Source organism: Paenibacillus sp. JT31N11 (assembly GCF_056269285.1).
On the sequence record NZ_JBWDNQ010000001.1, the window covers coordinates 262996 to 288513 of the forward strand.

Below are 25518 nucleotides of genomic sequence, written 5' to 3' on the forward strand. Positions count from 1 at the left end.
CACGTGGAAGGCAAAAAACAGCAAATTCTCGAAGGCGCCATGAAGCGTTTTTCGGAAAAGGGCTACAGAGGGACGTCCATTCAGGATATTGCTGACGCCCTCGGCATTTCCAAAGGTTCTCTATACTTCTATTTCAAATCAAAAGAAGATCTGTTATTCTCCATCTTCAAGTATTACATTGGGAAAATGAGTAAAAGAGCGAAGGAGATTTCCGAATCCACGGAACTCTCCTCCCGCGACAAGCTGCGGAAGCGTATTACGATGAGCTACGAGCTGTATAACCAGCATAAGAGCTTCATTAACATCATTATGCAGGAACGCTTTGATCTGAATGAGGAGCTGCATGATCTGATCCTTCAATTAAGAGCAAGCGGGCTTCTGGCCACACGTACCGCCATACGCGAGCATTACGGGCCGGATGTTGAGCGTTATGCCAACGATGCGGCTATATTCTTTAACGCTTTTATTGAGGGCTACATGGGCTTTGTCATTCTGGAAGGCAAGAAGTTCGATATCGAGCGGCTGGCAGCCTATATTCTGGAGCGCATGGATCAGCTGATGGCAGGTATGGTTGCGGGCAACGCTGAAGTGATTATGGACCGTGAAGTGCTGGAGGATTGGATATGTACTTCCTCCGAGCTTCGCAGCGCTGATGGGGATCATAACGTCAGCGCTGATATTGAGGCCATCCGTACGATTATCTCCGAAGCAGACGTACCTTCCGATGTCGCTGCAGAGATGAATTCCTCCCTCCAGTTGCTGGAGAATGAACTCGACAAATCGGACCCGCAGCCCGTCCTCATTAAGGGAATGCTGGCCCTTCTGAAAAGTACCAAAATCGTGGAGCTCAAGAAGCTTGTTACCAAGCTGGAGGCTGGCATAAGTGAATTGATCTGAACGCATGAATAATTGGACATCATCATGCAAGGCAGTATAAAAGCGGACTGTTTAGGCGCATAAAGCGCGTAACAGTCCGCTTTTTGCATGTCTATTCAAAAATGGTCGATATTTGACGGTTAGCGGGCATGTTATCGTGGTAATAAGTACGGACGGTCGAACCAGAACCGCTCTGGGCATGTTCAGGCCTGCTCCAGCCTTCCATTTATTGTAGCTGGGGAAGAAACAGCATCAGGATACCAGGAAGCGCGAGAAGGGCCGTTATGGCCGTTATACCCTGTTGCTCGCGGCTCCTTGCTCATTTCACTTATGCAATGCAAGGAAATCGGCGAATGCAGGACGGATGCCGTTCAGGAGCAGATACAGCTTGGCGTAAACGGCTAAAAGACCCGCTTGGCAGCGGGTCAATTAATGGAGTTTTCAAGGTCCGGAACATATGGAGGGTTACGTTCCAAATGTTAATTAATAACCGAATCCACCAAAGCCGCATCCACGGGAGATAATGACCAGCAAGATAAAGAGTACGAGAATAAATCCGATTCCTGTGCCAAATCCGCCATAGCCAACACCACCAACACCAGCGTAGCCCATTCAAAAGCACCTCCTTGCGTCTAGGGTACTCTTTAAGGTATGCACACCTGCCCCAGTGCGATTGGGTATTTATCACATAACGTCATTGGCCCAGGTAATGGAATAGGAACTGGCAGAGCGGGCATAGATAAAGCATGCTATCATATTGGACGTTGTTTTTGTGTGCTTCATTAAAAATACCTGCCGCATGGAGATCGGAATGGGCCTGATTCAACTGTCTGTCTCCAATCCGTCCCAAACCATATTCGAGACTGAATTTTTCAGCCGCAAGACAACAAAAAAAGCCTTGCAGATCAAGGCTTTCAGGAATTATTTAGTGGAGCGGGTGAAGGGAATCGAACCCTCGCCTCAAGCTTGGGAAGCTGGCGTTCTGCCATTGAACTACACCCGCATCAGAAAGTTGGCAGTGTACTGCGACCAATAAATGATAGCACAGGGTGCAATGGAAATCAATAACAGACAGTGTTATAATCGAACACATATCAAAAGCAGGCTCCGCTGCCGGTGCGGATGGACTGATAAGGTGGTGATACTATTACAACTTCAAATTCCCCTCAAGGCGACAGTAAGGAAAATGTGTATTTGTTTCCGCGCATGCTTGATCAATACCAGCTGCAGCTGACACGGATGCTTGAAGCCGAGCAGTATGGCGAAGCCAAACAATTGCTCCGGTTTCTGATGAACTGCCAGGGCGAGGAGAAACGCCACTATGAAGAATGGGGCAGCCTGCTCACTTGGCTCGATATGGCTTTTCCCACTTTTGAAGCGTCTGACCATGGCTATGGTTCCCTGGAGAATGCTGAGCTAAAAGCCGATGAGGACGAGGATTCCTTCAGAAGGGACGCCTTGGCGCCGGAAGAATATGATGATGCTTACGTTCAACAAGTCCTGTATATTATGCGGAATCATCCTATACCCGATCAGCAGGTGCTGGCTTTGGAAAGAGCCGCTCATATTCAGCATCCCGATGTGGATGAAGCGATTGTCGCCTGGCTTACGGGCAGCGAGCTTCACCCGGCCCTGCAGTTCAAGGCGCTCCAATGTCTGCATCGCCGGGGCGTAACGGGGAAATTGCCGCTTTTGCGGATGGGGGAGCAGGTCGAGCTTGAAATTGAGCTGACGCCGCTCTCGATGGATGGCTTTCCCGAGCCTGTTTCCAGAGTGCTCGAGAGAGTGGAGTCGGTGACAGAGGTTATTGACGTAACCATGCCTCATTTTGCGCGTGAAATGTGGAAGGAGTGCCTCCAATGCTTCTATGGAACCACCATCTACGACCGGCTGGTCAACGGCGACGATGAAACCATTGATTGCTTTGCGGGTGCGCTTCACCTCATCGTAGAATTATCTCTTTATGACAGGGCAAGCGACGATGATATCCGCGATACATACGGTATAACGCAAGCGCTCCGATTTCAGTATGAACAGGCTTGCCGCTCGCTCAGGCAGGTGGCATTGCTGCAGGACCGGGAGGATGGAAGCGAGTCTTGATATTCGTCCGGATGTTGATTATAATAGAATGGTTTATTAGCGTGAATCATCGGACGCGAGAAAAGCGTTAGTTAATTTGGAGGGGAAAGCATAACATGAAAGCAACTTGGGAAAAAATAGACAAGAACCTTGTCTCCATCGACGTCGAAGTCGAGACCGAGCAAGTGAGTGAAGCGCTGGACAAGGCCTTCAAGAAAGTCGTTGCAAAAGTAAACGTACCTGGATTCCGCAAAGGAAAAGTGCCTCGCGGTATTTTTGAAGCCCGTTTCGGTATCGAAAGCCTCTATCAGGATGCAATTGACATTCTTCTTCCGGATGTATATTCCGAAGCGCTGAAAGAAACAGAGATCATTCCGGTCGACCGGCCTGATATCGAAGTGGAGCAGTTCAGTAAAGGACAGCCTTTCAAATTCAAAGCCAAGGTAACCGTTAAGCCTGAAGTTCAATTGGGCGAATACAAAGGCATTGAAGTTCCGGCTGTAGATGAAACGGTTACGGAAGAGGAGATTGCGGCTGAGCTTGATCGTCTGCAGCAGCGTCATGCCGAGCTGACTGTTCTTGATGAAGGGGCGGCTGAACCTGGCGATGTGACCTCGATTGATTTTGAAGGTTTCGTTGACGGGGAATCGTTTGAAGGCGGCAAGGGAGAAGGACACTCGCTGGAGCTGGGCTCCAATTCTTTCATCCCCGGCTTTGAAGATCAGGTAGTCGGCATGCAAATCGGCGATTTCAAGGACATTGAAGTGACATTCCCTGAAACCTACCACGCCGAGAATCTTGCAGGCAAGCAGGCGGTATTCAAAGTAAAGCTTCATGAAATCAAACGCAAGAACCTGCCTGCGCTTGACGATGAATTTGCCAAAGACGTAAGCGAATTTGATACGTTGGATGAATTCAAGGAAGATCTCGTGACCAAACTGGTCGAGAACAAGAAAAAAAGCAATGAGCAGGCCCGTGAAACGGCTGTAGTGGAAAAGGTGGCCGATGCGGCCGTTATTGATATTCCCGATGCTATGATTGAATCCGAAACAGATTTTATGGTTCGTGATTTCGAGAACCGCCTGCGCATGCAGGGGATGAATCTGGATATGTATTACCAGTTCTCAGGCCAGGATGAAGCAGCCCTGCGCGCTCAAATGAGCAGCGATGCCCAGAAGCGCGTCCGCAACAATTTGGTGCTTGAGCAAATTGCCAAAAACGAAGGCATCGAAGTTGGCGACGAGGACCTGAATGAGGAACTGGAGACGTTGTCCAAGCAGTACAGCCGTACGGCAGACGAGCTTCGCGAGATTTTTGCAGCTAACGGCAACCTGGACAATATCAAGGAAGATCTGGTTCTTCGCAAGACGATCAAGTTCCTGTTGGACAACAGTAAAGTTACAACTGAAGTTGCTTAATATCGCTCCCGACGGGCGATGTATAGCCGCCATGAGGAAGTAAGGCACGTGTACACGTGCCTTATTTCTCCCTTTAGAGGATTTAAGTTTACAAATGGGATACCTGTCCCGTACATAATGGTTTGCCAGTATCGTATAATGTAGTATTCGTAAAAAATGACATTGCCTGCGTAACATGTTAAAATAAATACGGTATTAAAAGTCGATAAGAGAAAGAAGGTTGGTCGCATGAATCTGGTACCTATAGTCGTTGAACAAACGAATCGGGGAGAAAGATCTTACGATATTTACTCTCGTCTTTTGAAGGATCGGATCATTTTTCTAGGAAGTGCGATCGACGATGATGTGGCAAACTCGATCATCGCACAGCTGCTGTTTCTGGCTGCTGACGATCCTGAGAAGGATATCCATCTGTACATTAACTCGCCAGGCGGTTCGGTAACCGCAGGGATGGGGATTTACGATACGATGCAATTCATCAAGCCGGATGTCTCGACGATTTGTGTGGGACTTGCAGCCAGCATGGGTTCGCTGCTGCTGACGGCTGGAGCCAAGGGCAAGCGTTTCTCGCTTCCCAACAGCGAAGTCATGATCCATCAGCCGCTGGGCGGCGTTCGCGGCCAGGCATCCGATATCAAGATTCACGCGGACTGGATTTTGAAAACCAAGCAAAAGCTCAATCAGATTTATGTTGACCGCACCGGACAGCCTTATGAGAAAGTTGACCGCGATACGGACCGTGACTATTTCATGAGTGCGGAAGAAGCGCTCAATTACGGCTTGATCGACAAGGTCGTCTCATCAAGCAATATAAGCAACCTGTAACAAATCGAAGAAGGGGTGATCCCATGTTTAAATTCAATGAGGAGAAGGGCCAGCTGAAATGTTCTTTCTGCGGCAAATCTCAAGATCAGGTGCGTAAACTTGTCGCCGGTCCTGGCGTGTATATATGCGATGAATGCATCGAGCTTTGTACGGAGATCGTGGAGGAAGAGCTCGGTCATGAAGAAGAGCTTGATCTGAAAGACATTCCGAAACCAAAAGATATCCGCAACATCCTTGACCAATATGTAATCGGCCAGGAGCAGGCGAAGAAGTCGCTGTCTGTTGCCGTATACAACCATTACAAGCGTGTCAACTCGCAAAATAAGCTTGAGGACGTTGAACTGCAAAAAAGCAATATTTTGCTGGTAGGCCCAACAGGCTCAGGTAAAACGCTGCTCGCGCAGACGATGGCCAAAATCTTGAATGTTCCGTTTGCCATCGCTGATGCTACCTCGCTGACGGAAGCCGGTTATGTAGGCGAAGACGTCGAGAATATTTTGCTGAAGTTGATTCAAGCGGCTGATTATGATGTGGAGAAAGCGGAACGCGGCATTATCTACATCGATGAAATTGACAAAGTAGCGCGCAAGTCGGAAAATCCTTCCATTACCCGTGATGTATCGGGCGAAGGTGTTCAACAGGCGCTTCTCAAAATTCTCGAAGGTACGGTTGCATCGGTTCCGCCTCAGGGCGGGCGCAAGCATCCGCATCAGGAGTTCATCCAAATCGACACCACGAATATTCTGTTCATCTGCGGCGGCGCGTTCGACGGTCTGGAGCAGCTTATCAAGCGCCGGATCGGCAAGAAGGTCATCGGCTTCAACGCTGCCGGAGACAGCCAGAAGGATTTGAAAGCCGGCGAGTACCTGTCCATGGTGCTTCCGGAGGATCTGCTCAAATTTGGTTTGATTCCGGAGTTTGTGGGCCGTCTTCCGGTTATTTCCACCTTGGAGCCGCTTGATGAGCCTGCGCTCGTTCGTATTCTTTCCGAGCCTAAGAATGCGCTTGTGAAACAGTACCAGAAGCTTCTTGAAATGGATAACGTCAAGCTGGATTTTGAGCCTGCCGCATTGGATGCGATTGCCAAAGAAGCGATCAAACGCAATACGGGCGCCCGCGGCTTGCGTGCGATCATCGAAGGCTTGATGCTGGATGTTATGTATGAGGTTCCTTCCCGCGATGATGTGAATAACTGCATCATTACCGAGAAAGTGGTTCAGGATCGGGTTATGCCTGAATTATCCTCCAAGAAAAGCAAGAAGAAGGAAGAAAGCGCCTGATTCAATTAAAGAACGCTCTAAAGTATCCACCTCTGTCCAAGCGGCCTTGCAGGTCGTTTTGACAGGGGTGGACTTTGACGTTAACGGGAGGGAGACGTTGCCTGATATGTATACACGTAGAGATACCATACCGGTTAAGTTAGGCCCGCTCACCATTGGGGGAAGCGACGAAGTAATCATCCAGAGCATGTGCACGACCAAGACGGCGGATGTGGAAGCGACCGTCGCCGAAATTCTTCGTCTGGAGGAAGCCGGCTGTCAGGCTGTCCGTGTCACGGTTAACAATAAAGAAGCGGCGGAAGCCATCAAAGAAATCAAAAAGCGCATTCATATACCGCTCGTTGCGGATATACATTTTGATTACCGTCTGGCACTGGCTGCCATTGAGAACGGCGTGGATAAGGTGCGGATCAATCCGGGCAATATCGGCCGCCGCGAGAAGGTTGAAGCTGTCGTGAAGGCGTGCAAGGAGCGGGGTATTCCGATACGAATCGGCGTCAACGCAGGTTCGCTTGAGAACCATCTGCTTGAGAAATACGGCTATCCGACTCCCGAAGCAATGGTGGAAAGCGCCCTTTTTCATATCGGTATTTTGGAAGAACTTGATTTTCATGACATTATCGTTTCTCTTAAAGCATCCGATGTGCCGATGGCTATAGCCGCTTACCGGATGGCGGCCGAGCAGATTCGCTATCCTCTTCACTTGGGCATTACCGAAGCAGGAACGCTGCATACGGGTACCATTAAGAGCTCTGCGGGAATTGGCGCGCTGCTTGCGATGGGAATCGGGAACACCGTACGGATCAGCCTGAGCGCAGATCCGGTGGAAGAGGTCAAGGTAGCGCGGGAGCTTTTGAAGTCCTTCGGTCTGATCACCAACGCGGCGACGCTCGTTTCCTGTCCGACCTGCGGGCGGCTGGATATTGATTTGTTCACCATCGCCAATGAAGTTGAAGAGTACATCAGTAAAATCAAAGTCCCCATTAAGGTCTCCGTTCTGGGCTGTGCGGTTAACGGGCCGGGCGAAGCCAGAGAAGCAGATATCGGCATTGCCGGAGCACGGGGAGAAGGCATGCTGTTCCGGTACGGGGAGATGATCCGCAAGGTGCCTGAAGCTGATCTTCTGGCTGAACTGAAGAAAGAAATCGATGAAATCGTCCGCGTCTATGAAGCAACGGGGGAGATTCCCGGACGCAAGGCTCATTCTGTACCGCATGCGTAAAAGCAGCAAACGATTCAAACTTTAGAATCAAATAGCGATTATTCCATCCGGCTGGGGGCAATACTGACAGGTATGAGTCCCGATATGCCGGATTTTTTTTAATAGCAGACCGCACGCTGCTGCTATTTCCAAAAGGGATAACACATACTTCACCGCCAGGAATGGCCCAAGCCTGCCTGCCTGCAGTTTTCGCTGCCGCAAGCATGCAGAACGGACCATTTGCCCAGTGGTTTGAGAGGAGTATTAATCGTTATGAGTTTAAATTTGATTCTGATGCTGATTCAAGTATTTTTTGCGATCGTGATCGGACTGTACTTTTGGAATTTATTACGCAGTCAGAAGACCAACCGCACCGCTGTTGACAAGGAGTCCCGCAAGGAAATGGATAAGCTCCGCAAGCTTCGCTCGGTATCGCTTACCAAGCCATTGTCCGAAAAAACGCGCCCCCAGACCATTAATGATATTGTCGGTCAGCGCGATGGCTTGAGGGCCCTCAAAGCGGCTCTGTGCAGCGCCAATCCCCAGCATGTGATCATTTATGGACCCCCGGGGGTAGGAAAGACCGCGGCAGCCCGTGTCGTTCTGGAGGAAGCCAAGAAGAATCCAACCTCTCCATTTCTGCCGGATGCCAAGTTTACGGAGATTGACGCCACCACCGCCCGCTTTGACGAACGCGGGATCGCGGATCCACTGATCGGCTCTGTACATGATCCGATTTATCAGGGGGCTGGTGCCATGGGTGTGGCCGGGATTCCTCAGCCGAAGCCGGGTGCAGTAACCAAAGCCCACGGCGGTATGCTGTTCATCGATGAAATCGGTGAGCTGCATCCCATACAGATGAACAAGCTGCTTAAAGTGCTGGAGGACCGTAAAGTGTATTTGGAGAGCGCTTATTACAATTCCGAGGATACCTCAGTGCCCATGTATATTCATGATATTTTTCAAAATGGGCTTCCGGCGGATTTCAGACTGGTGGGGGCTACCACAAGGTCACCGCAGGAGCTTCCGCCAGCACTGCGTTCCAGGTGCATGGAAATCTATTTCCGTCCGCTGCTGCCTGCCGAAATTGCCCAAATCTCGGTTAATGCCCTGAAAAAAATCGGCCTGCCGCCTTCACAAAATGCGATTGATGTGGTTACCCGCTATGCCACCAACGGCCGTGAAGCGGTCAATGTGATTCAGCTTGCCGCCGGCCTTGCCTTGTCTGAATCGCGTGAGGGGATCACAGCTGCGGATGTCGAATGGGTGGTCAACAGCAGCCAGATTCCGCCGAGACCCGACCGCAAAGTCCCTGCGCTCCCGCAGATCGGTTTCGTCAATGGTCTTGCCGTCTATGGACCGAATATGGGAACGATGCTGGAGATTGAAGTCAGCGCGATTCCAGCCAGGGCCGGCAAAGGCAGCTACACCATTACAGGCGTTGTGGAAGAGGAAGAGCTCGGCGGCGGAAGCAGCAGGACAATACGGAGGAAAAGCATGGCAAAAGGCTCGGTCGAGAATGTTCTGACAGTGCTGCGGAGAATCGGGTTTAAGCCTGAAAACTTTGATTTGCATATTAATTTCCCCGGTGGAACACCGATCGACGGTCCTTCAGCGGGAATTGCTATGGCAACCGCCATTGCTTCCGCAATTAAGAGCGAGCCCATTGACAATAAGCTTGCCATGACCGGGGAAGTTGGCATCCATGGAGATGTGAAGCCGGTGGGCGGTGTGCTCGCCAAGGTGGAGGCAGCGTTCCAGGCAGGCGCGGATACGGTTATCATCCCGCGTGAGAACTGGCAGGCGATTTTTGCGGATCTGCAAGGACTGCAGATCATCCCGGTCGGTCATATCGACGAGGTGTTCAGGCATGTATTCCGCGATATGGATAAGCTTATTCCGGCGCATCAGCCGACTGCTGCAAGTGATGTTTTTATCGCACCGAGCCTTCCCTATTTGCAGGCTGATTCCGTTGAGTGATAAAATAGGGATAGGCACTCAAGTAAGAGCCTTATTTTTCCGTTAGACAAAAGGGTTGAAATTGCTTCAAGAACGGAGGTGCTGGTATGGGACCTGCAAAATGGAAAGGCCGAAGGCTGCCTCTGCTTCCACTCAGAGGGCTGCTTGTATACCCCAGCATGGTGCTTCATCTTGATGTCGGCAGAGAGAAATCGGTACGCGCATTGGACCGTGCCATGCTTGACGATCATATGATCCTGCTGTGTTCACAGTCAGAGGTAAATATTGAAGAGCCTACACAAGAGGATATTTACCGCGTCGGCACGATAGCGCGCGTCAGACAGATGCTCAAGCTGCCGAACGGCACGATACGTGTATTGGTGGAGGGTGTCAACAGGGCGGAGATTGTGGATTATTTGCCCAATGATGATTTTTACGAAGTAACCGTCAAGGAAATGCCGGAAGCGGAGTCCAGCGATCCTGAAATCGATGCGCTCATGAGAACGGTATTGAACCAGTTCGAGCATTATATTAATTTATCGAAGAAGGTCACTCCTGAGACGCTCGCGGCCGTTTCTGATATTGATGAGCCAGGCCGGCTTGCCGATGTCATAACGAGCCACTTGACTCTCAAGATTAAAGACAAACAGGATATTCTGGAAACCATTGATGTCCGTGACCGGCTTGAGAAGCTGCTCGATATTTTGAATAATGAGCGCGAAGTGCTGGAGCTTGAACGGAAAATAAGCCAGCGCGTCAAAAAACAGATGGAAAAGACGCAAAAGGAATATTATTTGCGTGAGCAAATGAAGGCCATCCAGAAGGAGCTAGGGGAGAAGGAAGGCCGCGCCGGAGAAGTGGAAGAGCTTCGGACGCTTATGACAGAAGCCGAGCTTCCGGATAAAGTTAAAGAGAAGGTCGAGAAGGAAATCGACCGTTTGGAGAAAATGCCGGCTTCTTCTGCTGAGGGCGGTGTTATCCGCAATTATATCGATTGGCTACTTTCGCTTCCCTGGAATAAGAAAACAGAAGATGATCTTGATGTATCCAAAGCCGAACAAATTCTCAATGAGGATCATTACGGCTTGGAGAAGCCGAAGGAACGGGTTCTGGAATACTTGGCCGTGCAGCAGCTTGTGAAAAAGCTGAAAGGGCCGATTCTGTGTCTGGTGGGGCCGCCAGGGGTAGGTAAAACATCACTGGCACGTTCCATCGCCAAGTCGCTCGGACGCCAATTTGTACGTATCTCGCTTGGCGGCGTGCGGGATGAAGCGGAGATCCGCGGCCATCGCCGTACGTACGTCGGAGCCATGCCTGGTCGGATTGTACAGGGCATGAAGACAGCGGGAACGCGCAATCCGGTATTCCTGCTGGATGAGATCGACAAAATGGCGATGGATTTTCGCGGAGACCCGGCATCAGCATTGTTGGAGGTGCTTGATCCGGAGCAGAACAACACATTCAGCGACCATTTTATTGAGGTGCCGTTTGACTTGTCGAATGTGATGTTCGTGACAACGGCAAACGCTGTGCACAATATTCCGCGCCCTTTATTGGATCGTATGGAAATGCTCTTTATTCCCGGTTATACGGAGCTGGAGAAGCTGCAGATTGCCGAGCGTTATCTACTGCCCAAGCAGAAACGGGAGCACGGCCTTCAGGAGGAGCAGCTTCTGCTCGACGATATCGCAATGATGCAGGTCATCCGAGAGTATACAAGAGAATCCGGGGTTCGTAATCTGGAGCAGCAGGTCGCGGCAATATGCCGTAAGGCAGCCAAAGCGATCGTCTCCGATCCGGAGCGCACCCCTATTCAAGTGGATACGGCCAAAGTGAAGGAGTGGCTCGGGCCTTCCAAATTCCGCTACGGTATGGCTGAGATCGAGGATCAGATTGGGGCAGTTACCGGACTTGCCTGGACGGAAGTCGGCGGCGACACGCTGGTCATTGAAGTTACGGTATTGCCCGGAAGCGGCAAACTGACCTTGACAGGTCAGCTTGGCGATGTCATGAAGGAATCGGCTCAGGCTGCTTTTAGTTTTACGCGTTCCAAAGCCAAGGAGCTGAACATTGATCCGGATTTCCATGAGAAGAACGATATTCACATCCATATCCCGGAGGGAGCGATTCCCAAAGATGGCCCTTCTGCCGGCATTACGATGGCAACGGCGCTCATCTCCGCGTTAACCGGCCGTCATGTATCCAAGGAAGTGGCCATGACCGGAGAGATTACGCTGAGAGGCCGTGTACTGCCAATCGGAGGATTGAAAGAAAAATCCTTGGCAGCGCATCGCGCAGGGATCAAAAAGGTGCTGCTCCCCAAAGAAAACGAGCGTGATCTGCGCGATATTCCGGAGAGCATAAGAAACGATCTGGATTTTATTCCGGTCAGCCATATGGATGAGGTGCTGCAGCACGCCCTTACGCAGCTGCCTATTCAGACGCATTAGAAAGCAGGTTATTCAAGAATGAATGTCAACAAAGCCGAATTTGTGATTAGCGCTGTAGAGCCTTCCCAATATCCTGAGGACGCCTTGCCGGAGTTTGCTCTGGCAGGGCGTTCGAATGTCGGGAAATCATCATTGATCAATAAATTGATCCAACGCAAGAACCTGGCCCGCACGAGCTCTCAGCCCGGCAAAACCCAGCAGCTTAATTATTACCGTATCGAGGACAGACTTTACTTCGTCGATTTCCCCGGATACGGGTATGCCAAAGTGTCCAAGACGCAGCGCGAGCAGTGGGGCAAAATGATTGAGAGATTTCTGCAGAACCGCGAACCGCTCAAAATGGTCATGCTCATCATCGATGTTCGTCATGAACCGTCCAAAGACGATAAAATGATGTACGATTGGTTGAAGTTTTATGATATTCCGGTCTGTATCATAGTCACCAAAGCGGATAAAATTCCACGCAGCAAGTGGGACAAACATATTAAAATGATTAAGAACACATTGGGGACCGTCCCCAGTGATGCAATGGTGCTGTTTTCTAGCGAGACGGGGCTTGGACGCGACGAGGTCTGGAGCATTATTGTGGAGCGGATCGCGGAAGCGCGGGAAGAGGATGAACAGCAGGAAGAGCAGGAAGTCCGCGATGAAGCATCCGAATAACGAGCAAAGTGCATAATATGATACGTTCATGAGTGATTATTCGTGATTCTTCTGGAATTTGAGTGAATTTCAAGAACAACCGGCAGGAATAAACGGCAATGATGAAGTATAATATATTTAAGCAAAGCTTTACAAAGGGCATGTTTATAGAATTGAGGAGATTTTTATGGCTCAGCGGATAGCCACGGAATATGTCAAAGCTTCTCTGCAACTAACGGCTGATGAGATGGCGGGATTTGTTCGTTTCTTTGAAGATCATCATGTGCAGCAGCAGGTCATGGTGCTCGATAACGGCAATCACGAAATGATTCTCGAAGACCAAGCAGGACATGAAGAAGTCCGCTTAATTTTTGAACGTCAAGAAGATCATTACATTTGTGAACTTTCCTGCCGGTTGGTTAAACCTAAATTAACAAATGCTATGCGTAAAGCAGTTTCCGTTTTTCGCGGGAATGCCATTGTCAATCGGATTTATCCTTCTTATACGATGGTTTATTTTTATGAAATGGGCGCTGTACGCAAGATTGTAGAGAATGCCGGTGGAGAATTGAGTGTTGTTTTTGAGTATAAGAATACCGTTGGCCAGCTTGAGGAACGGTTCCGCAGCACAGAAATCGAACGTGAGATCAAAATCATCCACCACACCATCAATGAACTGCTCGATTTACGCAACCAATGCACAGACCGGGATCAGATTGCCGGAATCGACGAGCAATTAAAGCGCCACACCCGTCATTTGTTCGTTTTGGAAGCATAATCACTTGACATTATATGCATGATTGAAAGCCGCCGCCTTGGCGGCTTTTTATTTTTTGCGGCCACTACGCAGCTCAGGGCTCTGGCGCGAATGCTGCAGTCATGGGACTGAGGATAAAACTTCATATAAAGAATTTAAAAAAACTATTGCATTTATCAGCGATAGATGTTATTTTTATTCTCGTTGAAAAGAATATTAGGAACCAGGATTCACTCAGGACATGGTAATGTTGCGAGAGATTTTTCCCTCGGGCAGTGAATGACGTAGGTCCTAGCGGATGAAAGTTTTCAAACATTTTATTCCTAGGAAGGGGGAACCGAAAGATGGAATACTCAACTTTCGGAAGACACGTTGCTGTTGACACATGGGGTGTGGATTTTGACCTGCTCAACAACGCGGAATTTTTACAAGCCCAAATGGTGGAGGCTGCTGAAAGCTGCGGCGCTACCGTACTCTCTGTGCAAGGAAAACAATTTGAGCCACAAGGCGCAACCGTTCTTGTACTGCTGTCTGAAAGTCATCTCTCCATTCACACGTATCCTGAGAAAGGTTTTGCTGCTCTCGACTGTTATACGTGCGGAGAAACAGTGGATCCGCAGCTTGCGATCGACTACATGCTGTCTGTTTTGAAACCAACAACGACTCATGCCAAGAAATTGATTCGTGGAATGGGCGAATTGAAGGTTGTAGAACCGGATTTGAAGCAAGTCGAGCTTGTGTAACATTTTCATATGACTTAATCAATGACCACGGAGCTTTCGTGGTCATTTTTAATGCGGTTTTTAATCATGATGCATTCAAACAATTTTCATAATTGCAGGAGTACAGGTTGTCGAACTATGCTATAATAATTGATGATTAAGACGATAATAACTGTAAAGAAAGGCAGGTGAACGCGCATGCACATATTGGTTGTTGGCCTTAATTACCGTACGGCTCCAGTCGAAGTCAGAGAAAAATTTACTTTTACAGACGAGGACCTTCCGGAGGCCCTTAAACAATTACAGCAGACGAACAGCGTCATGGAATGTGTCATTGTTGCGACCTGCAATCGTACTGAATTGTATGCTGTAGTCGATCGTCCGCATTTATGCGGTCATTACATCCGTCATTTTATGGAACAATGGTTTGACATGCCGAGACAACAATTTACGAACGATCTATATATGTATGAAGATGAACGTGCGATTGAGCATTTGTTCCGAGTCACATGCGGACTTGATTCCATGGTGATTGGGGAAACTCAAATTCTGGGTCAGGTGAAGAGTGCTTTTCTGCTTGCCCAGCAGCAGAAGACGACGGGCACGATGTTTAACATGCTGTTCAAACAAGCGGTGACACTGGCCAAAAAGGCGCATTCCGAGACATCAATCGGAGAGGCGGCCGTCTCGGTCAGTTATGCGGCTGTTGAATTGGGCAAACGAATTTTCGGACAATTCAGCGGCAAGACAGTCATGATTATCGGTGCTGGCAAGATGAGCGAACTGACTGCCAAGCATTTGTATGCTAATGGAGTCAGCAGAGTTTTTGTCGTGAACCGGACGTATGACCGTGCTGTAGAGCTTGCGGACAAGTTTAACGGGATTCCCCTATCCTTGACGGATGCGATTCATCGTCTTCATGAGACGGATATTGTCATCAGTTCAACAGGATCCAACGGTTATGTACTGTCGAGGGCACAGGTGGCGGCCGCCATCAAATCACGCAAGGCGCGTCCCCTTTTTATGATTGATATTGCTGTGCCGCGTGATCTGGATCCTGCAATCGCAGCAGTTGAAAATGTGTTTTTGTATGATATCGATGATCTGGAAGGCATTGTAGAGAGCAATCTGGAGCAGCGCCGTACAGAAGCAGCCAAGATTGAGACCTTCATAGCTGAGGAATTGGATGTATACCGCCAGTGGTACAAGACGCTAGGCGTTGCGCCGCTCATTCGCGCTTTGCAGGACAAAGCAGCGGTTATTCACGAAGAGACCATGGAGAGCCTGACCAACAAGCTCCCTGACCTGGGCGAACGTGAGAAGAAAATTATCCGCAAGCTGACGAAAAGCATAGTGAACCAAATGATGCACGATCCGATTGTCCGTATTAAAGAGATGGCTTCCGAGAAGCATGCTGATGATGCGATGGATTTGTTTGTGAAATTATTCGCATTGGAAGAGGAAATCGCAGAGGCCAAGCTTGAGGAACGCAGATCCAACAAACAACGTGAGGCTGTCTCTTCATCAGAGGGCGCTCATATCTCGTCACTCGGAAAAAATCCTGGAGCGCAGACAGCCTCCCGTACAATCGCTGCTGCGACCACTTAATTTTTATATCGAGAGATTGGGATTCAAGTGAACTTGACAGGCGGCGAATAGCCGCCATTTCCTTATCCGGCGATCTCAAGCCGTACTTGTGGAGGCGCCCATGGTTACACAAAATTGGTTATATGATGCAATGCTTTATATCTATGCCCTGAGCCTGCTGTTTTACTTCTCGGATTTCGTTGACCGGAACCGGAGAGCGAAACGAGTGGGAACAGGGCTGCTTACTTTCGTTTGGGTGCTGCAGGCGGTATTTCTGGTTCAGCGGATTGCTTCGCATCTGGATATGACCTTTATGAGCCTGTTTGAATATTTATTGCTGTTCTCCTGGCTGCTGGTGACGATATCGCTCGTTATCAGTCAATTTTTCCGGATTGAATTTATTGTTTTCTTCGCGAATGTAATCGGCTTCGCGGTACTGACGCTTAATTTGTTCGGTATCGGCTCAGGAGCTTCGCTGGCCCCTTGGGAGCTCGCTAGAGAACTGCTGGTGGTTCATGTCAGCCTGATGATCTGTGCCTTCGCCGCGCTTACGATAAGCGCCATTTTCTCAGGTATGTATTTGTTCCTGCATGGCAGATTGAAAGGGAAGAGGTGGACCAAGAGTGTTCAGCGGCTGCCCAGTTTGGATGTTATGGACCGGTTCATGTTCAGGGCGTCGTTAATCGGTACGCCGCTGCTTACATTGTCTTTGGCGGTTGCGGTTACATCGATTTTGACGGAAGGCAGATACACTTTGCTGCTAGATCCCAAGGTGCTTACATCCTTCGTTGCATTGGCGCTTTATATTGCCAACGTATTGAGGCATCGATGGTTCAACGGGACAGTCTGGAACAGCGCCCGCTTTAATTTGATCAGCTTTGGCGTTCTGCTGCTTAATCTGTTAATGAATAAGGCCTCTTCTTTTCACGGCTGGTCATAGATTCCTTAAGCCGTATACGCTAAGGAAAGTAGGTTGAACAATTTTGGCTGATTTTTATCCAATGATGGTGAATCTCAAAGAGAAGCTCTGCGTTGTAATCGGAGGGGGAGCTGTCGCGGAGCGCAAGGTGCTGGGACTGCTGGAAGCCGGAGCGGACAGGCTTGTGGTCGTGAGCCCCCTGCTTACTGAGGAGCTTCAACGATTGGCAGAGTTGAGGTCTATCCGGCATAAGCGGAGGGAATACAAGGAAGAGGATTTAGCCGATGCTTTTCTTGTATTCGCAGCTACCGGCAATCGGGCTGTCAATCATTCCATCTCCTTGTCTGCAGCGGGCAGCGGGGTATTGTGCAATGTGGCGGACAAAGCCGAAGAAGGGGCATTTATTACTCCTGCGGTCGTCCGCAGAGGCGATCTGCTGTTGACTGTGACGAGCGGAGGGGCGAGCCCCTCCTTGATAGCCCGCATCAAGCGGGAGCTGGAAACGAACTATGGGAAAGAGCTGGGAACTGCACTTCCGAAGCTGGGCCTTTTGCGTAAACAAGCTCTTGAGAAGGAGCCTGATGAGAAACGAAGGCATGCCATTTTAAAGCTTGCGGCGCAGGAGATACTTGCTTATTCGAGAGGAGAATCATCTGCGGCAGAACGCTCTGGTTCTACGGAGGAAGAGATCGGCAGCTGGTTGAACCGGCTTCAGGATATAGCGGAGAAGGAGCATGAGGGATGACATATATCATTGACGGAAAGCGGACTATTGTGGTCGGAACACGGCAAAGCGCGCTGGCTTTGACCCAAACGGGCCAGGTAATCGATCAGCTGCAATCATTATGCGCTCTGCATCAATTGGATTATTCTTTTGAGGTGCGTAAAATTATTACGAAAGGCGACCGCATTCTGGATGTCACGCTGTCCAAGGTTGGTGGAAAAGGTTTGTTTGTGAAAGAAATTGAACAAGCCTTGTTCGACGGGGAGATTGATATTGCCGTTCACAGCATGAAGGATATGCCCTTCGAGCTGCCTGAGGGGCTTATCAATGGCGCCACGCCCAAGCGGGTCGATCCAAGGGATTGTCTGATCAGCAAAAACAATTTCTCGCTGGAGCAGCTTCCACAGGGAGCAAAGGTCGGCACCAGCAGTTTAAGACGATCCTGCCAGCTTAAGCACGCCCGTCCCGATCTGCAAATTGAATCAATCAGAGGCAATATTGATTCACGAATCCGCAAGCTCGAGACAGAAGGCTTCGATGCCATCGTTCTGGCGGCTGCGGGGATCAAGAGAATGGGCTGGGAGGACAGGGTATCCTCTTACGTGCCTGCAGAGCTGTCTGTTCCCGCAGTGGGTCAGGGGGCGCTTGGCATTGAGTGCCGCGAGGATGACAAGGAAGTTCGCGATCTGCTCGATTTATTTAATGACCCTATGACGTCATTAGCCGTACGTGCAGAGCGCAGCTTTCTTGGCGCGCTGAACGGGGGCTGTCAAATTCCGATCGGAGCCTATGCGACGATTATCGATCAGCAGGAAGCCGTGCAGACTCCTGTTCTCGCGCTTACAGGTATTGTCGGTTCACCGGATGGCGCGATACTGCTGAAAGAAAGCATTCATGGGAGTGATCCCGAGAAGCTGGGCAAGGAAGTCGCGGATGCGCTCATAAAGAGAGGTGCAGACCGTATTTTGGCCGAATATGGGGGGTGAACGGCATGGAGAAGGCGACAGGGAAGGTTTTTCTCGTAGGAGCAGGTCCCGGAGATCCGAAGCTGATTACAATCCGGGGCATGGAATGTTTGCAGGCATGTGATGTCGTGGTGTACGACCGGTTAGCCAGCCCCCGTCTACTGAAATATCTTAAGGCAGGCACAAAGAAAGTATATGTGGGAAAGCTTCCCGACCGTCATACGATGAAGCAGGAGGATATCAATCAGCTTCTTGTTGATCTGGCGCTTGAAGGGAAGATTGTCACCAGACTCAAAGGCGGAGACCCCACGATCTTCGGTCGTGTCGGGGAAGAAGCGGAGCTGCTGCAGCAAAATGGCATTGAGTTCGAAATCATTCCCGGCATTACATCGGCGATTGCCGTACCTGCCTATGCGGGAATCCCTGTTACACACCGGGATCTGGCTTCATCCTTATCTATTATAACGGGGCATGAAAGCCCTGATAAGCTTGACCAGTCGATTCACTGGGATAAAGTGACGAATGCGACAGGCACACTTATTTTTCTTATGGGCGTTGCCAAGATCGGCTATATTGCCGACCAACTCATGAAGCACGGCAAGCCTCCTGAGACTCCTGTGGCGCTGATCCGATGGGGCACCCGGGTCGAACAGCAGACCATCACCGGAACTTTGGAAACGATAGAAGCTGTTGTGAGAGCAGCAGATTTCAAGCCTCCTGCGGTTATTGTCGTAGGTGATGTTGTCCGGCAGCGGGACAAGCTTCAGTGGTATGAACGCAAGCCCTTGTTTGGAACAAGGGTGCTGGTGACAAGAGCGAGAGCGCAAAGCAGCGACCTGGCGAACCGTATTGAGGAATTGGGCGGGGAGCCCTGCGAATTTCCGGTCATTCAGACGCGTGAGCAGAGTTCTGCTGCCGCGGTGCGGGAGGTAGAATCGGCGCTGCTTGCCGAAGAGCAATTCGACTGGCTGATGTTCACAAGCGTGAACGGGGTCGAGTATTTTTTTGGCTGGCTGAAAAGATTGGGTATAGATATCCGGCAATTCCATCAGGCTCGAATTGCCGCCGTCGGGCCCAAAACAGCTGAAGCTTTGGAGAAACGCGGTCTGATCGTAGAGTCGCTTCCTGTAAAATTTCAGGCAGAGGGCTTGCTGGACAGCTTGCATGAGAGCTTGCTGCCAGGTCAGCGCGTGCTTCTGCCGCGCGGCGATCTGGCCAGGGAAGTGCTTCCGCGGGAGCTTGCCTTGCGCGGTCTCGTAACTGTGGAAATTGATGTCTACGAGACTGTAATTGAAGATGACCAGGATGAAGATGTATTGCAGCTGCTGATCAAACGCAAGGTGGATGTCATTACTTTTGCCAGCTCATCAACGGTGACGAATTTAATAACGGTTATGCAGCGCATGGGAGTGGACAATCCGGTAGATCTGCTTCAGAGTGCGGATATTGCCTGCATCGGACCGCTTACGGCCAAGACAGCCGCGGAATCGGGACTGGTCGTGACCATTCAGCCGGAGGATGCGACAATTGACGGTCTCATCGAGGCTATCGCGGCATCGCGCTTAGCCAAACGGATTCCTGGCTAGTAAGTTTGAAGCCGGGGGAAACCGAGTCTTGTTGGCGGCTTGCCAAACCATGAAATGAAGAACTTTGCCATAAACGCCTAAGGAGGTATTATTATGACTTTTCCGATTACTAGACATCGCCGTTTGCGCCGTTCTGCGGGACTGCGCAATATGGTCCGCGAAACGCAGCTGACGGTGAATGATTTTATTTATCCGATTTTTGTTACGTACGGTCAAAATATTAAAGAGGAAATTCCTTCCATGCCCGGTGTTTACCATTTATCACTGGATCAGCTTCAACTGGAAATCGATGCCGTTGTAGCTTCCGGCGTACAGTCCATTCTCCTGTTTGGCGTTCCCGAACATAAGGACGCTGTCGGCTCATCCGCCTATGAGCCGGATGGAATTGTCCAGCAGGCCATACGCAGCGTCAAATCCCGGGCACCTCAACTGGTCGTTGTGGCAGACACCTGCCTGTGTCAATTTACAGATCACGGTCACTGCGGCTGCATCCTGCATAATCAGTCGACCGGCGCAGCTGAAGTGGATAATGATGCTTCGCTCGAGCTTTTGGTGAAAACGGCTGTTTCCCAGGCTCAAGCCGGAGCCGATATCATCGCTCCATCCAATATGATGGACGGATTTGTGAGTGCCATTCGGGACGGGCTGGACGAAGCCGGTTTCGAAATGATTCCCATCATGTCCTACTCTGTGAAATATGCCTCGGCCTATTACGGGCCTTTTCGTGAAGCGGCTCATTCGACTCCGCAGTTCGGGGACCGCAAGACCTATCAGATGGATCCGGCCAATGGGCGCGAGGCGCTGCGTGAAGCGGAATCCGATGTTATTGAAGGTGCGGATATGCTGATGGTGAAACCTGCGCTTGCCTATCTGGATATTCTCCGCCAGCTGAAGGATCATTTTGATTTGCCGGTTGTGGCTTACAATGTAAGTGCGGAATATTCCATGGTGAAGGCCGCAGCCCTCAACGGCTGGATCGACGAGAAGGCGATTGTGCTTGAGACATTAACCGGTATGAAGCGGGCCGGAGCGGATCTGATCATTACTTATCATGCCCTGGATGCCGCGCGCTGGCTTAAGGAATAGACGCAATCATACTCTATCGTGAAAATGATAGGATTGCGAACAAATAACAGGTGGTGTGTCGAATTTGAGCGAAAATAATCGGTTTCGCCGGGATGAGCGTTCCAAGGCGGCTTTTGAACAAGCGAAGGTTGTCATTCCCGGAGGTGTAAATTCCCCGGTTCGGGCTTTTCGGTCCGTTGGGCTTACGCCGGTCTATATGGAACGCGGTGAAGGTTATCGCGTCTTTGATATTGACGGGAACAGCTATATCGACTATGTAGGCTCCTGGGGGCCGCTGATCATGGGTCACGCCCATCCGGAAGTCATAGAGGCCATCAAGCGGACGGCTGAGAAGGGGACCAGCTTCGGTGCGCCAACCGAGCTGGAAACCAGAATGGCGGAGCTGGTATGCGAGCGTGTTCCATCAGTTGAAGTGGTGCGTATGGTGAATTCCGGCACAGAGGCGACCATGAGCGCCCTGCGTCTGGCAAGAGGCTACACGAAGCGGAGCAAAATTTTAAAATTCGAAGGCTCTTATCATGGTCATGCCGACAGCCTTCTGATCAAAGCAGGCTCCGGTGTCGCCACGCTGGGTCTGCCTGACAGTCCTGGCGTGCCGGAAAGCGTGGCTTCCCAAACCATTACAGTACCCTATAATGATCTGGATTCGGTAAGGCTCGCTTTCGAGAAGTTTGGCGAGCAAATTGCCTGCATCATTGTTGAACCGGTCGCCGGCAATATGGGGGTGGTTCCTCCTCTGCCGGGTTTCCTTGAAGGGCTGCGCGAGGTGACGGAGCAGTATGGAAGCCTGCTTATTTTTGATGAGGTCATGACCGGATTCCGCGTCCACTATCATTGCGCGCAGGGCTTGTACGGCATCACTCCGGATTTGACCTGCCTGGGAAAAGTGATCGGCGGCGGGCTTCCGGTTGGCGCTTATGGCGGCAGACGCGAGTTGATGGAGCTGATGGCCCCGAGCGGCCCAATCTATCAAGCCGGCACATTGTCGGGCAACCCGCTCGCGATGGCGGCGGGATATACGACGCTTAGCCTGCTCACGCCGGAGAGATATGAGCATATGGAACGGATGTCGGTCAGATTGCAGGATGGTTTTGAATCCAATGCGCTCAAACATGGAATCGCCTGTACGATTAATCGTGTTGGATCCATGTTGTGCCCATTTTTCACTGACAAGCACATCATCGACTATGACACGGCTAAAACCGCTGATTCGGAACGGTTTAAGGCTTATTTTGGAGCGATGCTGGATTTGGGAGTCAGCGTTGCGCCTTCCCAGTTCGAAGGCATGTTTGTTTCTGCCGTCCATGATGAGAATGCCATTGATGCCACGATTGATGCTCATGATGAAGCGCTGCGGCGTTTATAGGAGCGATGGGGCTAATGGATGAATGGACGCAAGGCAGGAGCATCAGACGAAGCGGGGAGTGGCTGGAGCTGCCGGTTCCCGTTCTGGCTGAATGGTCTGAAGAAAAGCAATTGAATATTCCTGTATTGAAGGCCGGGAGCCATCCGCATGCTGTGCGGCAGTGGCTTCTGGCTCTTGCTTTCTTTCCGGACAAATGGGTGAACCGGCTGTTTTCGGTTGGCGGCATTCAGCTGGAAGGCGATGTTGTCCGATTGCATGCCTTTGTACCGGTAAATGTTGAAGCCGATCCACTTTACCGCCTTGCCCAAAAAAAGCTCATCGTGAAGACTCATGGGGAAGCCGCTGTCCTGTTTGAGGATGACTGGTGTCTTGTAATGGACAAACCAGCCGGAATGCCGGTCCATGCTTCGGTTCCCGGTCAGCGAGGCACGCTGGACGAGGCCGCTGCCTGTCATTGTCTAAGAGCAGGCGACCCCATGCCGGTCAAGCATATCCATCGCCTGGATGATGATACATCGGGACCTGTGCTGTATGCCAAAAATGACCTCGCCCAGCTGCGTCTGGATGAGTCCATGCGGATTAAACAGATTGGACGCCAGTATACTGCGCTTGTCCAGGGCTGCATGGGCAATCAACGCGGTAAAATAGCTGCACCAATCGGGAAGGACCGCCATCATAAGGCCCGCAGGCGCGTTTCGCCCGCAGGCGATGAGGCTGTCACGCATTATGAGGTACTGGAGACCTTCAAGGAGGCCACCTGGGTACGCCTGACGCTGGAAACAGGACGTACGCATCAAATCCGTGTCCATCTAAGCCATATCGGTCATCCGCTTATCGGCGATGTTCTGTATGGCGGCAGCAGCCGGCTTCTTCCCCATCAGGCGCTGCGGGGCGAGGAACTGGTATTTCAGCATCCTTTTTCCCATTGCACAATCACCGTTCGCTCACCGGAGCCCCCTTGGTTCCGGAATGTCGTCAATCAATTGGGTACTCCATTGAAAATGTAGTCATGCCCGCCTACCCCTCGCCATATAGATAAATAGGGAAGATAGCTATAACCAAGCTATGAGAGGGGAAAGGAGGACGACTAGCGTGTCCAATCCATCGAGCGGTTTACGCTTTGACGTTTACGAACGTGTTCATTTGCCGGATGATGTGGCTGCAATAGACGAGCTCGAAGAGATCGAGCTTGTTCCCCGTATCCAGATTGTTCAGCAGGGTGAACAAGTGCTGCTAAAGGGGCATCTGCTGCTGTCAGGAGTATATCGGGCGCCTGACGGGCTTGAGGGAGATCAAGCGCTGGAGCATTTGATTCCAGTGGAAATCACGCTTCCTATGAACCGCATTAACAGACTCGATGACATCGCGGTGGAGATTGATAACTTCGATGTCGATCTGTTATCCGCCAGAACGCTCAATGTAACAGGCGTATTGTCCCTGCTTGGCATTGAAATCGAGCAGAAGCAGGAGCAGGAAGAATGGCGTGAGGAACCCTTTACTGTCGTTCATAAAAGGGAAGATGAAGAACAGCTGCCTTCATGGGGCGCTCCCGTATCACAGCCTTCGCCACCGGGAGTGCAGGAGCCGCCAGCGGGTTTCGACGGCTGGGGCGCTCCCGTATCACAGCCTTCACCACCACGAGTACAGGAGGCGCCAGCTGGCTTCGACGGCTGGGCAGCTCCTGTTACGCAAGGATTCAGGGAACCGGCAAACCGCGAGATCGCCGAGCGGGAGGCCGCGAACCGCGAAGCCGCTCTACGGGAACAGCTTCAGCGTGAAACAGAGGAAGCCGCCAGGGAACAGCGCCGACTGGAAGCCGAGCAGCGGGAAGCATTAGCCTTCCAGGCGCTGCGTCAAGCGGAGGCCGAGCGGGAAGCGGCTGCACTGCGCGCTGCCCAACTGGAGGAGGAAGAACGGGAGAGGGCTCTCGAAGAAGAGCGGGAAGACGCCCGCCGCGAAGCTGCCGAATGGGAAGCCTACAGGCTAGAGGCGCTCAGACAGCAGCAGCTTGAAGAGGAAGAGGAAATACTTAATCTCTCCGAGCTGGAAGCGGAAGAGCCTGAGGGTTCTAATCGGGAACCACAGCGTACCGACCAGCAGTTTTCAACATTCCACCCGACAGCCGAAGAGCAGCCTCCTGATCCGTCTGTTTTAGCAGCGGACAGCCCATTGGGCGCTCAGCCACTCCAGATTGATCCCGTCGCGGCGGAACCTGAACCTGCTCCCAAGGAAATGCGCGTTGCTTTGGGGATCAAGCCTTCTGATGAAGCGTCCGGACAGCCAGCAGGCAATGTCGGTTTTCGTTCTCTTTTGCAGTCCAGCCTGAGGGAGCAGGAAGCAAGAGCGGTTGCGAAGCAGGATGCGCAAAAGGCGGCGGAAGCGGCAAGTCAGCCAAACGGCGATGAGATCGAATGGAAGAATCTGTTCTTCGGAAGAAGCGCGGACGATCAATCGTTCCGCAGATTGCGCATGTGTATCGTACAGCGCGAAGAAACTCTGGAGACGATAGCGAGCCGCTATCAAATGCAGCCCCGCGAAATCGCTCTCTATAACCGTTTGTCCGACCACAGCATCAATGAAGGCCAGGTTTTATATATTCCATAGCTTCAAACCATGAATCCCTTTGCAGCGGCAATCCGCTCCAGAGGGATTTTTTGCTGTGAACACCCCATAATGGGCCGCCCGTATCCCGCTTTAGGATTGACGAGTGCAAATCATAACGTGTATGATAGAAAAAATAAGGCAATACTTTTAAGTAATAATAACATTGAAGGGGAAGAGTGGCATCAATGCCTTCAGAGAGCGGAACCGGATGGCTGTGAGGTTCTGCAGGATGTTTGCTGCAACTGGTCGCCCCTGAGTTGCTTGGATGAGCGGATTCGTCCGTTAGTTCCAGCCGGTCGCAGCCGTTATCTGTTCGAGGTGTCGCATCAGGGGGAAACCGCTGGTCGAAACAAAGGTGGTACCGCGGAAGCATAACCTTTCGTCCTTTGCAATAAAGGGGCGGAAGGTTTATTTTTATTTGGAAAATAATTGCTCCTTTCTTTTCCATTTACAATGTTTCACCATATTCATA

Annotated in this window: 22 protein-coding genes and 1 tRNA gene; 20 read left to right on the forward strand and 3 right to left on the reverse strand. The window is 50.9% G+C overall.

Features of this window, described 5'->3' with window-relative positions:
• Positions 1–3 precede the first annotated feature (3 nt).
• On the forward strand, positions 4–897 hold the full coding sequence (locus AC0YNV_RS01225) for a TetR/AcrR family transcriptional regulator (RefSeq protein ID WP_475765179.1): 894 nt from the start codon (positions 4–6) through the stop codon (positions 895–897).
• A gap of 462 nt (positions 898–1359) precedes the next feature.
• Here the strand turns inward: AC0YNV_RS01225 and AC0YNV_RS01230 are convergent, their stop codons facing one another.
• On the reverse strand, positions 1360–1488 hold the full coding sequence (locus AC0YNV_RS01230; RefSeq protein ID WP_210045623.1) for a sporulation protein YjcZ: 129 nt from the start codon (positions 1486–1488) through the stop codon (positions 1360–1362).
• 317 nt (positions 1489–1805) lie between these two features.
• Positions 1806–1879, reverse strand: a tRNA-Gly gene (locus AC0YNV_RS01235).
• A gap of 185 nt (positions 1880–2064) precedes the next feature.
• On the opposite strand from AC0YNV_RS01235, the gene AC0YNV_RS01240 reads away from it, so the two are divergent.
• The 19 genes from AC0YNV_RS01240 to AC0YNV_RS01330 all read left to right on the forward strand — a co-directional run bounded on the left by AC0YNV_RS01240 (position 2065) and on the right by AC0YNV_RS01330 (position 25046).
• Complete coding sequence (locus tag AC0YNV_RS01240; RefSeq protein ID WP_475765182.1) at positions 2065–2976, forward strand: hypothetical protein; 912 nt, start codon at positions 2065–2067, stop codon at positions 2974–2976.
• 95 nt (positions 2977–3071) lie between these two features.
• Positions 3072–4373, forward strand: coding sequence for a trigger factor (tig, locus tag AC0YNV_RS01245; RefSeq protein WP_475765184.1), 1302 nt, complete (start codon positions 3072–3074; stop codon positions 4371–4373).
• A 228-nt stretch (positions 4374–4601) separates the two neighbouring features.
• Positions 4602–5198 carry an ATP-dependent Clp endopeptidase proteolytic subunit ClpP gene (clpP, locus tag AC0YNV_RS01250; RefSeq protein ID WP_210045625.1) on the forward strand — a complete coding sequence of 199 codons (597 nt, stop codon included), beginning with the start codon at positions 4602–4604 and terminating at the stop codon, positions 5196–5198.
• A gap of 23 nt (positions 5199–5221) precedes the next feature.
• Complete coding sequence (clpX, locus tag AC0YNV_RS01255) at positions 5222–6478, forward strand: ATP-dependent protease ATP-binding subunit ClpX (RefSeq protein ID WP_210045626.1); 1257 nt, start codon at positions 5222–5224, stop codon at positions 6476–6478.
• 106 nt (positions 6479–6584) lie between these two features.
• Positions 6585–7700: a flavodoxin-dependent (E)-4-hydroxy-3-methylbut-2-enyl-diphosphate synthase gene (ispG, locus tag AC0YNV_RS01260; protein WP_210045627.1), complete on the forward strand. Its 1116-nt coding sequence runs from the start codon at positions 6585–6587 to the stop codon at positions 7698–7700.
• 252 nt (positions 7701–7952) lie between these two features.
• The gene (lonB, locus tag AC0YNV_RS01265; RefSeq protein WP_475765188.1) at positions 7953–9659 is read left to right on the forward strand and encodes an ATP-dependent protease LonB; all 1707 of its coding nucleotides are present in this window, start codon (positions 7953–7955) and stop codon (positions 9657–9659) included.
• 86 nt (positions 9660–9745) lie between these two features.
• Positions 9746–12088, forward strand: a complete 2343-nt coding sequence (lon, locus tag AC0YNV_RS01270; protein WP_210045629.1) for an endopeptidase La — start codon at positions 9746–9748, stop codon at positions 12086–12088.
• Between the two features lie 18 nt (positions 12089–12106).
• Positions 12107–12751, forward strand: a complete 645-nt coding sequence (yihA, locus tag AC0YNV_RS01275) for a ribosome biogenesis GTP-binding protein YihA/YsxC (RefSeq protein WP_210045630.1) — start codon at positions 12107–12109, stop codon at positions 12749–12751.
• 166 nt (positions 12752–12917) lie between these two features.
• Positions 12918–13508: a non-ribosomal peptide synthetase module gene (locus tag AC0YNV_RS01280; protein WP_475765190.1), complete on the forward strand. Its 591-nt coding sequence runs from the start codon at positions 12918–12920 to the stop codon at positions 13506–13508.
• 323 nt (positions 13509–13831) lie between these two features.
• Positions 13832–14230: an adenosylmethionine decarboxylase gene (gene speD / locus AC0YNV_RS01285; protein ID WP_210045632.1), complete on the forward strand. Its 399-nt coding sequence runs from the start codon at positions 13832–13834 to the stop codon at positions 14228–14230.
• A 177-nt stretch (positions 14231–14407) separates the two neighbouring features.
• A complete protein-coding gene (hemA, locus tag AC0YNV_RS01290; protein ID WP_475765193.1) occupies positions 14408–15817 on the forward strand; it encodes a glutamyl-tRNA reductase in 1410 nt (469 codons plus the stop codon).
• A 100-nt stretch (positions 15818–15917) separates the two neighbouring features.
• Positions 15918–16736 carry a cytochrome C assembly family protein gene (locus AC0YNV_RS01295; RefSeq protein WP_475765195.1) on the forward strand — a complete coding sequence of 273 codons (819 nt, stop codon included), beginning with the start codon at positions 15918–15920 and terminating at the stop codon, positions 16734–16736.
• A 43-nt stretch (positions 16737–16779) separates the two neighbouring features.
• Positions 16780–17460, forward strand: a complete 681-nt coding sequence (locus AC0YNV_RS01300; protein ID WP_475765197.1) for a precorrin-2 dehydrogenase/sirohydrochlorin ferrochelatase family protein — start codon at positions 16780–16782, stop codon at positions 17458–17460.
• The gene (hemC, locus tag AC0YNV_RS01305; protein ID WP_475765199.1) at positions 17457–18425 is read left to right on the forward strand and encodes a hydroxymethylbilane synthase; all 969 of its coding nucleotides are present in this window, start codon (positions 17457–17459) and stop codon (positions 18423–18425) included. Before AC0YNV_RS01300 ends, hemC begins: the two co-directional genes overlap by 4 nt.
• Before the next feature lie 5 nt (positions 18426–18430).
• Complete coding sequence (gene cobA, locus AC0YNV_RS01310) at positions 18431–19990, forward strand: uroporphyrinogen-III C-methyltransferase (protein ID WP_475765201.1); 1560 nt, start codon at positions 18431–18433, stop codon at positions 19988–19990.
• Positions 19991–20083: 93 nt separating this feature from the next.
• Positions 20084–21076: a porphobilinogen synthase gene (gene hemB, locus AC0YNV_RS01315; protein ID WP_475765204.1), complete on the forward strand. Its 993-nt coding sequence runs from the start codon at positions 20084–20086 to the stop codon at positions 21074–21076.
• A gap of 64 nt (positions 21077–21140) precedes the next feature.
• On the forward strand, positions 21141–22442 hold the full coding sequence (hemL, locus tag AC0YNV_RS01320) for a glutamate-1-semialdehyde 2,1-aminomutase (RefSeq protein ID WP_475765206.1): 1302 nt from the start codon (positions 21141–21143) through the stop codon (positions 22440–22442).
• Positions 22443–22456: 14 nt separating this feature from the next.
• Complete coding sequence (locus AC0YNV_RS01325; RefSeq protein ID WP_475765208.1) at positions 22457–23449, forward strand: RluA family pseudouridine synthase; 993 nt, start codon at positions 22457–22459, stop codon at positions 23447–23449.
• Positions 23450–23534: 85 nt separating this feature from the next.
• Positions 23535–25046 (forward strand): LysM peptidoglycan-binding domain-containing protein, encoded by a 1512-nt coding sequence (locus AC0YNV_RS01330; protein ID WP_475765210.1) that lies wholly within the window; start codon positions 23535–23537, stop codon positions 25044–25046.
• On the opposite strand, the gene AC0YNV_RS01335 is transcribed toward AC0YNV_RS01330, so the two are convergent.
• Positions 25015–25494 (reverse strand): hypothetical protein, encoded by a 480-nt coding sequence (locus AC0YNV_RS01335; protein WP_475765212.1) that lies wholly within the window; start codon positions 25492–25494, stop codon positions 25015–25017. The genes AC0YNV_RS01330 and AC0YNV_RS01335 overlap by 32 nt on opposite strands.
• Positions 25495–25518 lie beyond the last annotated feature (24 nt).